The following is a 13,379-nucleotide window of genomic DNA, read 5'->3' as shown; positions in this document are numbered from 1 at the left end:
TGGGGCGAGGGCCTTCTCGCACTGGGTGATCTTCTCGGCGAAGACGGGTTCGGTGTCGAGGAGTGCGGCGGCCATGCCGGGCCACTGGGAGCCCTGGCCGGGGAAGACGAAGACGGTGCGGCCGGGGTGGTGGGGGGTGCCTTGGACGAGGTCGGGGTGGGGGGTGTCCTCGCTGAGTGCGGTGAGGGCGTGGCGGAGTCGGTGGTGGGTGCCGATGGTGACGGCGCGGTGGTCGAAGGCGGTGCGGCCGGTGGCGAGTGAGTGGGCGATGTCGGTGGGGTGCCCGTCGAGGGTCAGTAGTTGTGCGGCCTGGTCGCGCAGGGCTTCGGGGGAGCGGGCGGACAGCAGCCAGGGGACGACCGGGTCCGCGTCGTGCTCCGGTTCCGCAGGCTCGTTCTCGTGGGCCTGTTCGAGGACGACGTGGGCGTTGGTGCCGCTCACGCCGAAGGAGGAGACACCGGCCCGGCGCGGCCGCCCGTCCTCGGTCTCCCAGGCACGGGCCTGCGTCAGCAGCTCCACCGCCCCCGCCGACCAGTCGATATGCGGCGACGGACTGTCCACGTGCAGGGTCCTGGGCAGCACGCCGTGCCGCATCGCCAGCACCATCTTCATGACGCCGGCCACACCCGCCGCGGCCTGGGTGTGTCCGATGTTGGACTTCAACGACCCCAGGAGCAGAGGCTGTTCGGCGGGCCGCTGCCGGCCGTAGGTGGCGAGCAGGGCCCCGGCCTCGATGGGGTCGCCGAGCGTGGTGCCGGTGCCGTGCGCCTCGACCGCGTCGACCTCGGCGCCGGTCAGGCCGGCGTCTGCCAGCGCGGCCTGGATGACCCGCTGCTGGGAGGGGCCGTTGGGGGCGGTCAGGCCGTTGCTCGCGCCGTCCTGGTTGACCGCCGAGCCGCGCAATACCGCCAGCACCGGGTGGCCGTTGCGGCGGGCGTCGGAGAGGCGTTCCAGCACCAGCACGCCTGCGCCCTCGGCCAGGCCGAAACCGTCGGCGGCGGCTGCGAAGGCCTTGCACCGCCCGTCCGGCGCGAGTCCGCCCTGCCGGCTGAACTCCATGAACATGCCCGGCGTGCTCATCACGGTCACGCCGCCCGCCAGCGCCAGGTCGCACTCCCCGTGCCGCAGGGACCGGGCGGCCAGGTGGAAGGCGACCAGCGAGGAGGAGCAGGCGGTGTCCACCGTGACGGCGGGGCCCTCCAGGCCGAAGACGTACGCCACGCGGCCCGACGCCACACTGCCGGCGGTGCCCGTCAGCAGGTGGCCGGAGAGCTCCGAGCCGGAGGTGAGGCCCGGGCCGTAGTCCATCGCCATCGCGCCGACGAAGACCCCCGTTCGGCTGCCGCGCAGCGATCCGGGCTCGATTCCGGCCCGCTCGAACGCCTCCCAGGACGTCTCCAGGAGCAGCCGCTGCTGCGGGTCCATCGCCTCCGCCTCGCGCGGCGAGATCCCGAAGAACCCGGCGTCGAAGAGGTCGGCCTCGGCCAGGAACCCGGCCTCGCGCTGGTAGTAGCGGCCCGGCTCGCGGCCCTCGGCCGCGTAGCCGGCGGCGAGGTCCCAGCCGCGTCCGGTCGGGAACTCCCCGACCGCGTCGCCGCCCGCCGCCACGAGCTCCCACAGCCGCTCGGGCGAGTCCACCCCGCCCGGGTAGCGGCAGCCCATCGCGACGATCACCACCGGGTCGTCCCGGTCGGCGGGTACGGGCGCAGCCGCCGACCAGGCGTCGTCGGCGGGCCCGGACCCGGTCAGCTCGGCCCGCAGGAACTCCGCGACCGCGCGCGGGGTCGGCCGGTCGAAGACCAGGGTGGCGGGGAGGTTCAGCCCCGTCACCGCGCCGATCCGGTTGCGGGTGGCCAGCGCGCTGACCGAGTCGAGCCCGAGCTCCACGAAGCTGTGGTCGGCGGGCACCGGCCCGCCGCGCCCCAGCGCCTCGTTGACCGCCCCGCCGACCAGGTCGAGCAGCAGCGCGCGCTGCCGGTCCTCGGCCAGCCCGGCGAGCCGGCGCGCCAGCCCGACGGAGCCGTCGCCACCGTCCGCGGCCGGTTCCGGCTGCCCGTCGGCCGCCGGGCCGGCGGACCGCCACGCCTCGTCGGCCTCCCAGCACGGCTCGACGGCCCGCCCGCCCGCCTCGGCCGCGAGCGCGGCGAGGTCCGGGGCGTACCCGTCCACGAACAGTTCACCGAGGGCCGTCCGCACCCGCAGCGGCCCGCCCTGGCCGCGCCGCAGCGAGCCGCGCACCCGGGCGTCCAGACCGGCGGCGAGGGCGGTCTCCTGGAGCGCCGAGGTCAGCACCGGGTGCGGGCTGACCTCCAGCAGCAACCGGTGGCCGTCGGCCAGCAGCGCCGTGGCGGCCTCCGCGAACCGCACGGTGCCGCGCAGGTTGCGGCACCAGTGGTCGGCGTCCAGCACCGGGTCGGCCAGCCGCCCGCCGGTCAGGCCCGAGTAGAACGGCAGCCGTGCGGGCCGGGGCCGCAGCGGGGCGAGCGCGGCGCGCAGCTCGGGCAGGATCGAGTCGATGTGCGCGGAGTGCGCGGCCAGCCCGACCGCGACCAGCCGCGCGTGCAGGCCGAGTTCGCCGGAGCGGGCGACGAGGTCGGCGGCGGCGTCGGCGTCACCCGAGACGACCACCGAGCCGGGGCCGTTGATCGCGGCCACCGCCAGCCGTCCGCGCCAGCGCTCCAGCAGCGGGCGGACCCGGTCGGCGGGGGCCATCACGGAGACCATCTCGCCGCGTCCGGTCAGCGTGGCCTGCAAGCGGCTCCAGTGCGCGACCACCCGGGCCGCGTCCTCCAGGTCGAGTGCTCCACTGACCACGGCGGAGCTGATCTCGCCCATGCTGTGCCCCAGCACGGCGGCGGGCCGCACCCCGTGGCTCTCCCAGAGCGCGACCAGCGCGAGCGTCACGGCGAACAGGGCCGGCTGCACCACCGCGGCGCCCTCCAGCGCGGGTGCGCCCGCCGTGCCGCGCAGCACGTCCTGCACCGCCCAGCCGGTGAACGGCTCCAGCGCCTGCGCGCAGTCGTCGAGCCGGGCCGCGAAGGCCGGTGCCAGGTCCAGCAGTTCCACGGCCATGCCGGGCCACTGGGACCCCTGGCCGGGGAAGACGAAGGCCACGGTGCCGTCCCCGGCGGTCCCGGTCAGCGACACCGGTGCTCCGTCCGCGCCCGGTCCGGCCGGCCCCGTCCCAGCTGTGCCCGCCGTTCCCGCGGCCAGCGCGGTGAGTTGCGCCAGCAGGCCGTCCCGGTCGGTCGCCGCGAGCGCGGCCCGGTGCCGCCCGGTGGCCGGCCGGCCGGCGAGGGTGGCCGCCACGTCGGCGGCGCCGAGCTCCGGCCGGCCGGCCAGTGTGCCGTGCAGCAGCCCTGCCCGGGCGGCCAGTTGGCCCGCGGTGTCACCGGACAGTGGATACAGGAAGGGCACACCGGTGTCGGATCCGTGAGTCATCGTGCTGCACTCCTTCGCGACGGGCCGGACGGTCGGACGTGGGCGCTCCGCCGGGGAGTTCACCCGGCGGAGCGGTACGAGCTGGTTCCGTGCGGAGCCCGGGAGGGGCCCTGCCGGGAGCGGAGGTCCCGGGGCGGCCACCGGGCCCCGGAGGGCTGTCGGCCCTACGGACGGCCGACGTGACGAGCGCCCGGAACTTCCCTGGCGCACGGGAGCGACCCGGCGGTGTCTCCCCCTCCGAGGGGCCGGCCGGCGGCGGCGCACCGGTAGCCCGGACCGCCTCCTCCGCATTCCCGCCCCGGCGATTTCGACCGGGATCCGATGAGGGAGCCGACCGGAACGGGAATTGCTGAATGCTCGGGGCATATGCTGCCAGCCGCAAATATCATTTCAATAGCGGGAACCGCGACACTGCTCGTTCGGGGCGCCCGGGGCACTTCCGGAAGCCGGTTTCGACTGTTTCCGGTTTTTTCTCCGGGCCGCCCCTGCTACGGTGCTGGAGCGGCAGTTGAGCGGTCGGTCGGCCGCCCTCCGGTGGGACTCGCGCTCCACGCCGACACCCTTCCCCTTTCATTTTCAAGGAATTCCCGAAGGAGTCGCACATGGCACTGGGATATCTTTTCGGCGGCGGTGTCGGAACCGAGCCGCACGGCATCGAGCTGTATCAGGCATATCCCGTGATGCGGGACCTCTATGCCCGCATAGCCGAATGGAGCGGGCTGACCACGGGCCAACTGCTCGACGAGGAACTGCCCAAGGAGGTCGAGGAGCGCCAGAGCGTCGGCAGCATCCGGGAGGCCGCGCTGGCGCTGGCCGTCCACGACATCCTCGCCGAGCACGACCTGCACCCGGCGGTGCTCGGCGGCCTGAGCCTGGGCGCGATGACGGCGAGCGCGCTGTCCGGGGCACTGGAGCGGCGCGCGCTGATCGAGATGCTGGCGCACTCCCGCGCCGTCACCCCGCCGCCCGCCGACGCGCCTGTCCAGGGCATGGCGCTGGCCTTCGTCCCGGCCGGCACCGAGATCACCGCGCTGACCGGGGACCGGCCCGGCGTCCACCTGTCGGGGGATTTCGGGCCGACGGCGGACGGCGCCGCGGCCATCATGATGCTCTCCGGGTATCGGGAGGCTCTGGAGGCGCTCGCCGCCGGGTTGCCGCCCGGCCTGGTCACCCCGCTCCCGGACCGTCCGATCGCCGCGCACTCGCCGCTGCGCGGGTACTTCCGCACGTTCATGGCCCCGTACATCGACGCGATGTCCTTCGAGGCCCCCGGGCTGCCGCTGGCGTCGTGCCTGGACCGCAAGCTCCTCGTCACCGGCGAGGACGTCCGTGACCTCTTCCACCGCAACGCCACCGACCCGATCAGCGTGGTCGACGTGTACACCGGCATGAAGGAGCAGGGGGTGCGGCTCGGGCTGGTGATGGGCGGGTCCATCCCCGACGGCATCCTGCGGTTCCCGTTCCCGGTGGTGCACGTGGACCGGCCCGAGCACGTCGAGCAGGTGCTGACCACCGTCTACGAGCTCGGCATCGAGATCACCGAGGGGCGGTCCGCGCGGTGACCGCCACGGCGGCCGCCACGGTGACCGGAGCGGGGGCGGTGCGGCCGGGTGCCGCCTGCGACGCGCTGGTCGAGGGGTGGCTCGACACCGACCTCGACGAGTGGACCCGCCGCATCCTGCGGCGGCACTTCGACCCCGAGGCCGGCAGTCCGTACTGGCTGCGCCGGGCGGCCGGGCTGGACTTCGATCCCCTGGACATCACCCGCTACGAGGAGCTCACCGCCTTCGGCCCGTTCCCGTTGGAGGACCTGCGGTCCGGTGACCCGGCGGACCTCGTCCCGCTCGCGGTGCCGCGCCCGCTGACCGGGCGGGTGTGGGACACCGGCGGCACCACCGGCGCGCCGTGCCGGGTGTTCTACACCCCGGACATGCTGCTGCACCGCGGGGCGTGGCGGCGCTGGTCCTTCGTCAGCGAGGGCTTCGAGCCCGGCCGGAGCTGGTTGCAGGCCACCCCGACCGGGCCCCACCTGATCGGCAACGGCGTCTGGGAGTCGAGCGAGCTGTACGCGGGCCGGGTGTATGCGATCGACATGGACCCGCGCTGGGTGAAGCGGCTGATCCGGGGCGGCCGGCTGGCCGACGCCCGCGAGTACACCACCCACCTGCTGGAACAGATCGCCGACGTCCTCGGGCGCGGCGGGGTGCACTACGCCACCACCACGCCGGCGGTCTTCCAGGCGCTCCGGCAGCGCCACCCCGAGCTGGTCGCCGCGCTCGACGGGGTCCGGCTCAGCGGGACCCAGATCTCGCCGGACACCCACCAGGACTTCACGGCCGCGCTCAACGGCGGTATCTGCGGCATCAGTTACGGCAACACCTTCGGCAACGCGGCCGGGTTGGCCGCGCGGCAGACGGGAGACCTGCTGCCGTACGTGCCGAACTACCCGCAGGTGACGATGGCGGTGGTGGACCGGGAGGACTGGTCGGCCCCGGTGGTGTACGGGGCGTCGGGGCAGGTGCGGCTGACCGTGCTGCACGAGGACCTCCTCCTGCCGAACATCCTGGAGCGCGACCAGGCGCTGCGCTACGACTGCGCGGGGCTGTGGCCCAGCGACGGCGTGGCCAACGTCCGGCCGCTGCAGGTGACCAACACCGCCCCGGAAGGGCTCTACTGACCGGCCGCCGCACAGCCGTGACCGGGACGGCCGCCGTCCCGGTCCCGGGCCCGGCCAGCAGGTCGGACTCGTCGTCGTCCACCACGGCGCCGTCCCGGCGGACGTCGATCTCGGCGTAGACGGTCTCGACGGGGCCGAACAGGGTGAGCACCCCGGCGCGGTGCTCGAAACTGTCCAGGGCGCGGGCATCGGGGTGCTCCCGGGCCGGCTGGGCACGACGATCGGGGTCGGCGGTGACCACCGCGTCCAGCCGCAGCCCTGGGGTGGTGGCGATCAGCGGGCGTGGAAGGCGGAGCCGACCAGGCCGTAGCCGATCAGGCCGACGCGGAACGGGGCACGCGAGGAGGGACGCGACACGTGGCTCGTACGCCCCGCTCAATCACGAGGGCTGCCCCCGGGGCGCCCACGCCGCGCGCCGGGCACTGCGGCGGTCAGCGGGCGGCGTGGGCACCCCCGGGGCGACGCTTGGAACGGATGACGACGACGACTGCGCCGGCCAGCAGGAAGGCGGAGCCGATCGAGGCGAGGATGCCGGCCGAACGGTCGGAGCCGGTCTGGGCGAGCCTCTCCGGGGCGGCGACCGGCGCGGACCCGTCGGCGGCGGTGGTGGGCGGCACAGCGGCCGCCACCGCGGTGGGAGTGGAACCGGCCGTGGTCGCGGACACCGGGGCGGTGGCGGCGGGGGTCGGGGTGGTCGGAGCCGCCGGGGCGGTGGTGGCGGCCGGGGCCGAGGTCTTCGGGGCAGGGGCGGTGGTGGCCGGGTGGGCGTGGTCGCCCTGGTGGGCGTCGGCGCCGCTGGTGCCGTTCGCGGTCGGCACCGGCGCGATGCCGGGGGCGTTGCCGCTGCCGTCGAAGACCACGTCCGAGCAGGAGTAGAACGCCTCCGGGCTGTCCGAGCGCTGCCAGATCGCGTAGATCAGCTGCCGGCCGCTGCGGCCGGCGGGGATCGTGCCGGGCAGGATGTACGAGCCGTCGACCAGCTTGGGGTCGGTGACCGTGAGGAAGGGCTGCGCCTCCAGGTTCGACCAGGCCAGCGGCTTCGCCGGGTCGTAGCCCGCGTTGGTGAGGAAGAGCTGGAAGGTGCCCTTGTGCGGGGCGGTGGCCCGGTAGCGGAAGGTGAAGTCGGTGCCGGACACCAGGTTGGTGGCGGGCCAGTCGGTGCGCGGCAGGTCCAGGCCCTGGTAGACCGGGTCGCCGGCGCTGCACAGCTTGCCGTCCGCGATCAGCTGACGGTGACGGCCTGCCGCGTCGCCGATCCGCAGGCTCATCCAGTCGTACAGCGCGGCCTTGCCGCCGGTCGCGACGGCGGCCTTGCAGGCGGCCGACTTCGGGTTCTCGGCACCTTCCAGGAAGCAGCCCTCGACCCGGCTGAGCGGGTTTTGCATCGAGCCGTGCGCGGCGGCGGTGCCGCCTCCGAGGACACCGGTCAGTCCGGCGGTGGCGAGGACGAGGGCTGCTGTGGAGAGACGGCGGTTGCGCACGGGCATGGTGGGGGAACCCCTTCGGAGGGAGCCGGCAGGTGAGGGTGCCGCTCACGCTAGCCGCTGTCGACGGCCCTGCCGGGGGTTGACCAGCTCGGTTAGGGGCCGCTTAAGGAGCCTTTGAGGCACGGGCGCGGGAAGCGTACGGAGGGCCGGCGGCACCCGCGGTCACGGCGGGCTGGAGTCGTCCCCGGTGGACCTGGCTGTTTCGGCGGCCGGGACGTGCTGCCGTCGGCGCTGGGAGGATGAAGCCCTGGGCTGCGGCGAGGTCACGGAGGGCGTCCAGGTCGGCGCCCCGCGATTCGGGAGCGGCGTCAGAGCGGGCGCGGACAGAGCTCTGGCTCAGTTGTTCCAGGCGGGGCTGGTGTTGGGCTGATAGTCCCAGCTGGATGCGCGATCCAGCCACTCATCCACGTCTGTCCTGTCCCATGCCAGCAGCGTCCCGGCCTCCTGGATGCACCTGTCGTAGTCGAGGGGCCCATAGCGGCACTCGATGTTGATCTGCTGGTTGAGCTGCTCGTACCCCTTGCCTTTCTCGTACTTCATCTGCACCGTGGTCCGGAGCAGCCCGAGGCGCAGATCTCCGTCCTTCACGGTCAGGACCCCCTGCTGCGCATGGTTGTCCTTTTGCTGTGCTCCCCTGTTCATGACCGCCAACTCGGCGATCTTCTTGATGGAGTTGATGATGCCGGCGAGCGTGTCCGGCGGCACCAGATCTCCGATCATCCCGGTCACCGTCGAGATGACGGGCGCCAGGGAGAGGGACGAGATGGACGCATGGCGGCCCTCGTGCACGACGTACTGGAGGAGCGGCAACGTTTCGAACTGGTACGAGTAATTGGCCCACCCCACGGCATCGAATGCCGTGGATGACGGGTCGAACCCGGCGGAGCGCTCGATCTGCCGCATGATGGTGGCGGCCACGGACTGCCAGGAGGCGAAGGGCTCCAGCGGCCCCAGTTCGGGCAGCCCGCTGTCATCCCTGCCGTAGGCGTTGCCCACCCCTGTATCCCGTGCGTCCCGGCGGCCGTCGTAGAGGCCGTCGCCGCCGGGGCCCGGCCGTTCGAGCTCCGGCGGGCCCTTCACCCACACGGCGAGCTCCAAGGGTTCCCGCTGCAATCGCGTGCGCTTCGAAGTGCTCACGGCCGCCCTCCGGCTCTCAGAACGCGCGCGCGGCGTACTGCTCGCGCGACTCGCAGATCAACCGCTCGATGTCCCGCACCGTCTCCGCCTGGGGGATGGCCTTGAAGCCCAGGTTGACCCGGAAGTCCAGCTCGACCGCGCCCAGCAGGCGCAGGATCTTCATGGAGTCAACCCCTGGCAGCTCTCTCACCCTGGTGGTGCTCTTGATCTCCTCGGGACACTCCGTGTCGCTGAGCTCCAACTTCTCGCGGATCAGGGAGTGCAGCTGCTCTTGTTCCTGGGGAGTCAGACGGGTGTTCATGGGTGCTCCTCGTTGAGGATGTACGGGTGGTGTTCAGCTCGTGCGGGAGAGCGCTCCACCGGCCCGCGAGATAGTGCCGGCGTGCCTCGCTCCGCCTCACCTTGCCGCTGGAGGTCTTGGGCAGCTTCCCCGGCCGCAGCAGGAGGACCTCCGCCACGGGCAGGGACAGCTCCGTCTGGATGTGGGCGCGGACCCGCCGGGCCACCGTGGCGGCGTCCTCCCCGCGGAGCTCGGCGACGATCACCACCTCCTCGGTGGCCCGGCCCGGCCGGGTGAAGGCCACGATCTTGCCCTTGCGCAGGCCGGGGACCTCGGCCGCGGCCCACTCCACCGTCTGGGGGTCGTGATTGCGCCCGTTGATGATCAGCAGGTCCTTCTTGCGGCTCGTCACGTAGAGGACGCCTTCCGCCAGGTATCCGCAGTCGCCCGTCCGCAGGCCGTGAGCCGTGAAGCTCCGCCGGGTCGCCTGCGCGTCACCGTGGTAGCCCGCGGCCACGCTCGGCCCCTGGAAGACCACTTCGCCGATGTGCCGCTCCGGGAGCGGACTCCCCTCGTCGTCCACGATGAGGATCCGGTGCCCCTCGACGGGGCGTCCGCAGGGTACGAACGTCAGCTGTGCCCCGGGGGCATCCGCCTGTGAGACGGGCCGCGCGAGGCCGCTCGCGTGGTAGGGCTCCTTCTGGATGACATCCGGGGCGAACGGAACTCCGATCTCGCTGAACGAGATCGCGAGCGTCGCCTCCGCCATGCCGTAACACGGCACCACTGACCCCGGTCGCAACCCCGCCGCCGCGAAGTAGGCCTCGAAGGAGCGCAGCGTCTCCGGGTGGTTGGGTTCGGCGCCGCAGCCCACGACCCGCAAGCAGGACAGGTCGAGCCGCTGGAGCTCCTCCACCGGGGTGTGCTTGACGGCCAGCTCCAGGCCGAAGTTGGGCGCGAAGGTCACGGTCGCGCGGTGGCGGCTTACCGTGTCCAGCCAGCGCCTCGGTGAGAGCGCGAATCGCAGCGTCGGAAGGAAGGTCACCGGGCAGCGCGCGATCAGCGACGCCAGCACGAAACCGACCAGCCCCATGTCGTGGTACAGGGGCAACCAGCTCACGCCCCGGTCTCGCCCGCGGTCGAGGCGAAGGGCGTCGACGATGGCCGCGCAGTTGGCGAGCACGCAGGCGTGCGTGACCCGCACTCCCTTGGGGGCCCCCGTGCTCCCCGAGGTGAACTGCAAGAACATCACGTCCTCGGGGAGGATCGTCTCGGGGACCACCGCCTCGGGCTGGGGCACGCTCCCCACCAGCGTCTCGGCGAAGAGCTCCTCTGCGACGAGGCCCCGCACGCCCTCGACGTCCCGGAGGAGCGGGTCCAGAAGATCCGCCAGGCTCCGGGGCATCAAGAGCGCGCGGGCTCCCGCCGCGCGGAGGATGCCGGTGGCGTCCTCGCGGTACGCCTCGAACGTGCCGAGGCCCGTGGGTGGATACATGGGCACCGGGATGACGCCCACCGAGACCGCGCCCAGGAAGGTGAGGACGAACTCCTGCTGCTCGGGGACGACGAGCGCGATGCGTTCTCCCTTGCGCCAGCCGCTCCCGCGCAGTTGGCGCCCCCGGCGCAGAGCCTCCCGCGACAGCTCGGACCAGCTCACGAAGTGCTCGCGCCCGTCCTCTTGGATGAACGTGTAGCCACCGTCCGAGTGGCCGAGGTTCTCGGCGAGGACGTGAGTGAAGGTCGAGGCCGTCGCTCCCTCGGGAGGCAGCGCTTCGTCGGAGAACTCGGAGAACAATGGGACCTGCCCCGGGAGTCGGCGGGTTGGCGGGAGGGCCTCGGACCGGCTTACTTGTTCCAGGCGGGACTCTCGTTGGGCTTCTTCGGGGCACTGGCCGTATCGTCCACCCATTCGTCCACGTTCCTGCGGTCCCACTCGAGCAGTGTGTTGGCGCTGCGCTTGCACTTGTCGAAGTCGAGCTCGCCGTAGCCGCGGTAGACCGTGAGGGTCTGCGTCAGCTGCTCGTACCCCTTGCCCGACTTGTACTCCATCTCCACTGCGGTACGGACGGCTCCGAGGTAGAGCCTCTTTTCATGGCGCGACAGGACCCCGGCCTGCTGGTTGCTCTCCTTCTGCGTCTTCCCCTTGTTTTCGAGCGCCAGCTGGGCGATCTTCTTGATGGCCGTCACTACGCCTTCGAAGTTCGCCGGCGTCATGATGTTCTTGATCAGGTCCTCCACCGCGTCGACGCCCTTGTCCAGGGAGAGCGAGGAGATGGACGCTGTGCGATTGGTGGCATTGAAGCCCAGGATGAACGGCATCGTGGAGAACTTCCTGAGGTACTCGTTCCAGATGACGATGTCGAAATCGGTGGCCCCCGGGTTGAAGCCGCTGAGGCTCTCGGCCTTGTGCACGATGGTGCTGGCGACGGACTCCCACGAGCCGAAGCTCGACAGGGGCCCCAGGTCGGGCAGCACGGTGCCGTCTCCTGCCGCGTTGTTGCCCACGGCCTGGTCGATGCTCGTGTCGTCGCGCGGCGCGAGCTCGGGGATCTTGGAGATGTCCGGTCGGGGGGAGGGCGTCGCCCACAGGGCGATCTCCACGGCCTCTCGGCGCAACTGGGACTGACTGATCTCGGTCATGACTGCTCCTTGTCTGCAGGTCGGGTGAATTGCTGCACAGCGAGATGGGACAACGTCCCAACAGAGGCCCGGATGGCCCAGGCGGAGGTGTCATCAGACGGCACGACACAGCTTTCCGCGCCACCGACCCGGACATTCGCGTCTGCGAGATCCCGCGTGAACAGCGTGCCGACGGCGTGGCGCATGCGTGTGCCGAGGTTGAGCGCGCCCCGGTCGCCGGGCAGAGAGGTCCTGCTGCGATGTCGCGCAGCCTGGTTCGGTCATTCCGACCGGGACCACCTCTGATCCGATGACCCGACAACACGACGGGATCCACTCGAATCATCGGTTGATTCGTACCCAGACTTTAGTGTGTGTCGACGGTCTTCACCTGCCCAGACCAGTCGGAGTCCGGGTGCGGCCGCCCCGTCGAGGCGGTCGCGGCCCAGTTCCTTACTTGCCCCAGGCGGGGCTCCCGTTGGGCGGCACCGGGAAGACGGCCGCCCCGCCTTCCCAGTCCTTCACGTCCTGGCGGTTCCACTCGAGCAGCGTGCCGGCGCTGCGCTTGCACTTCTCGAAGTCGAGCTCGCCGTAGCCGCGGTAGACCGAGAAGGTCTGCGCCAGCGGCTCGTACCCCTTCTTTTCCTTCTTGTACTCCATCTCCACCGTGGTCCGGATGACTGCGAGGTAGAGCTTGCCGGCATGGTGCGACAGGATCCCGACCTGCATGTTGCTGTCCTTCGTCGGCTTCCCGGGGTTCTGGACCGCCAGATGGGCGACCTTCTTGATCGTCGTTACGACGTCTTCGAAGTTCGCCGGCGTCATGATGTTCTTGATCAGGTCCGACACCGTCTCGACGGCCTTCTCCAGGGAGAGCGGGGAGATGGACGCTGTACGATTGGTGCTACTGAAGCCCAGGAGGAGCGGAGTCGTGGAGAGCTTCTCGAGGAAGCCGCTCCACGCGATCGGGTCGAAGTCCGTGCTCTTCGGGTTGAAGCCGCTGAGTTCATCGACCTTGTTCCAGATGGTGCAGGCGACGGTCTCCCACGAGTCGAAGCTCGACAGGGGCCCCAGGTCGGGCAGCGCGCTGCCGTCTCCCACCGCCTTGTTGCCCACTTCCTGGTCGTTGCTCGCGGCGCCGAGCGTCACGAGTTCGGGGATCGTGGAGACGTCCGGACTGGGGGAGGGCGTCGCCCACAGGGCGATCTCCGCGGCCTCTCGGCTCGACTGGGACTGATTGATCTCGGTCATGACTGCTCCTTGTCGGCAGGTCGGGTGAGGTGCTGCACGGTGAGATGGGGCAACGTCCCAAGAGGGGCCCGGCTGTTTCCAGACGGGCTCGCCATGGGGCGGGCACGGCACGGCTGTCCGTGCCGCCGGCCCGGGCATGCACATCCCGGGAATCCCACGCGGGCAGCGCGCCGGCCTGGCGAAGCGCACCCCAGTCGCGGCGGACGGGGTGGTCCCGGTGCGATACCGCGCAGCCCGGCTCGATCACACCGCCCGGGACCGCAACCCAATCCGGCGGGCCTACTGGGACAATCGGTTCGTTCGTGTCCGGACTTTACTGTGCGCCGACGGCCTTCACTCGCCCGGACTAGATGCAATGCCGTGTAGATAGAGCTTGCGGATTCCTGTCACGGGTCTGGTGTGGTCAGGATGTCGATGCTGATGGTGGCTTTGTAGCTGGTCCGGTCGATGGTGCCTTTGGCGTTGTACTTGGAGATCGCGCGTTTGA

Annotated in this window: 10 protein-coding genes; 3 read left to right on the top strand and 7 right to left on the bottom strand. The window is 71.6% G+C overall.

Features of this window, described 5'->3' with window-relative positions; genetic code table 11:
* Window positions 1–3,441, bottom strand: a 3,441-nt coding sequence (locus PUR56_RS13325; protein WP_329949057.1) for an acyltransferase domain-containing protein, incomplete at its 3' end; no start/stop codon positions are given.
* Window positions 3,442–4,043: 602 nt separating this feature from the next.
* Here PUR56_RS13325 and PUR56_RS13320 point away from each other — a divergent pair.
* The 3 genes from PUR56_RS13320 (at window position 4,044) to PUR56_RS13310 (ending at window position 6,428) form a co-directional block, all read left to right on the top strand.
* Complete coding sequence (locus PUR56_RS13320; protein WP_329949056.1) at window positions 4,044–5,003, top strand: ACP S-malonyltransferase; 960 nt, start codon at window positions 4,044–4,046, stop codon at window positions 5,001–5,003.
* Between the two features lie 20 nt (window positions 5,004–5,023).
* The gene (locus PUR56_RS13315) at window positions 5,024–6,118 is read left to right on the top strand and encodes an arylcarboxylate reductase (protein ID WP_329877999.1); all 1,095 of its coding nucleotides are present in this window, start codon (window positions 5,024–5,026) and stop codon (window positions 6,116–6,118) included.
* A 160-nt stretch (window positions 6,119–6,278) separates the two neighbouring features.
* Window positions 6,279–6,428 carry a hypothetical protein gene (locus PUR56_RS13310; protein ID WP_329877993.1) on the top strand — a complete coding sequence of 50 codons (150 nt, stop codon included), beginning with the start codon at window positions 6,279–6,281 and terminating at the stop codon, window positions 6,426–6,428.
* Window positions 6,429–6,549: 121 nt separating this feature from the next.
* Here PUR56_RS13310 and PUR56_RS13305 read toward each other — a convergent pair whose 3' ends face one another.
* From PUR56_RS13305 to PUR56_RS13280, 6 genes are all read right to left on the bottom strand, one after another.
* Window positions 6,550–7,605, bottom strand: a complete 1,056-nt coding sequence (locus tag PUR56_RS13305; protein WP_329877991.1) for a lytic polysaccharide monooxygenase auxiliary activity family 9 protein — start codon at window positions 7,603–7,605, stop codon at window positions 6,550–6,552.
* Between the two features lie 336 nt (window positions 7,606–7,941).
* A complete protein-coding gene (locus PUR56_RS13300) occupies window positions 7,942–8,742 on the bottom strand; it encodes a hypothetical protein (protein ID WP_329877989.1) in 801 nt (266 codons plus the stop codon).
* 16 nt (window positions 8,743–8,758) lie between these two features.
* Window positions 8,759–8,905: a hypothetical protein gene (locus tag PUR56_RS13295; protein ID WP_329877987.1), complete on the bottom strand. Its 147-nt coding sequence runs from the start codon at window positions 8,903–8,905 to the stop codon at window positions 8,759–8,761.
* A 4-nt stretch (window positions 8,906–8,909) separates the two neighbouring features.
* The gene (locus PUR56_RS13290; protein ID WP_329877985.1) at window positions 8,910–10,817 is read right to left on the bottom strand and encodes a fatty acyl-AMP ligase; all 1,908 of its coding nucleotides are present in this window, start codon (window positions 10,815–10,817) and stop codon (window positions 8,910–8,912) included.
* A gap of 50 nt (window positions 10,818–10,867) precedes the next feature.
* Window positions 10,868–11,662, bottom strand: coding sequence for a hypothetical protein (locus PUR56_RS13285; protein WP_329949055.1), 795 nt, complete (start codon window positions 11,660–11,662; stop codon window positions 10,868–10,870).
* Between the two features lie 432 nt (window positions 11,663–12,094).
* A complete protein-coding gene (locus tag PUR56_RS13280) occupies window positions 12,095–12,892 on the bottom strand; it encodes a hypothetical protein (protein ID WP_329877981.1) in 798 nt (265 codons plus the stop codon).
* Between the last annotated feature and the right edge of the window lie 487 nt (window positions 12,893–13,379).

The sequence above is a fragment of the Streptomyces sp. BE303 genome (genome assembly GCF_036290945.1).
Lineage (GTDB): Bacteria > Actinomycetota > Actinomycetes > Streptomycetales > Streptomycetaceae > Kitasatospora.
The sequence above is the reverse complement of the archived record's forward strand: the minus strand, read 5'-3'. Positions and strand labels throughout refer to the sequence as shown.

Bases quoted from the DNA above. Each gene is read 5' to 3' on its own strand.
- PUR56_RS13320 (WP_329949056.1), top strand. From the start codon at position 4,044: ATGGCACTGGGATATCTTTTCGGCGGCGGTGTCGGAACCGAGCCGCAC.
- PUR56_RS13305 (WP_329877991.1), bottom strand. From the start codon at position 7,605: ATGCCCGTGCGCAACCGCCGTCTCTCCACAGCAGCCCTCGTCCTCGCC.
- PUR56_RS13295 (WP_329877987.1), bottom strand. From the start codon at position 8,905: ATGAAGATCCTGCGCCTGCTGGGCGCGGTCGAGCTGGACTTCCGGGTC.
- PUR56_RS13285 (WP_329949055.1), bottom strand. From the start codon at position 11,662: ATGACCGAGATCAGTCAGTCCCAGTTGCGCCGAGAGGCCGTGGAGATC.
- PUR56_RS13280 (WP_329877981.1), bottom strand. From the start codon at position 12,892: ATGACCGAGATCAATCAGTCCCAGTCGAGCCGAGAGGCCGCGGAGATC.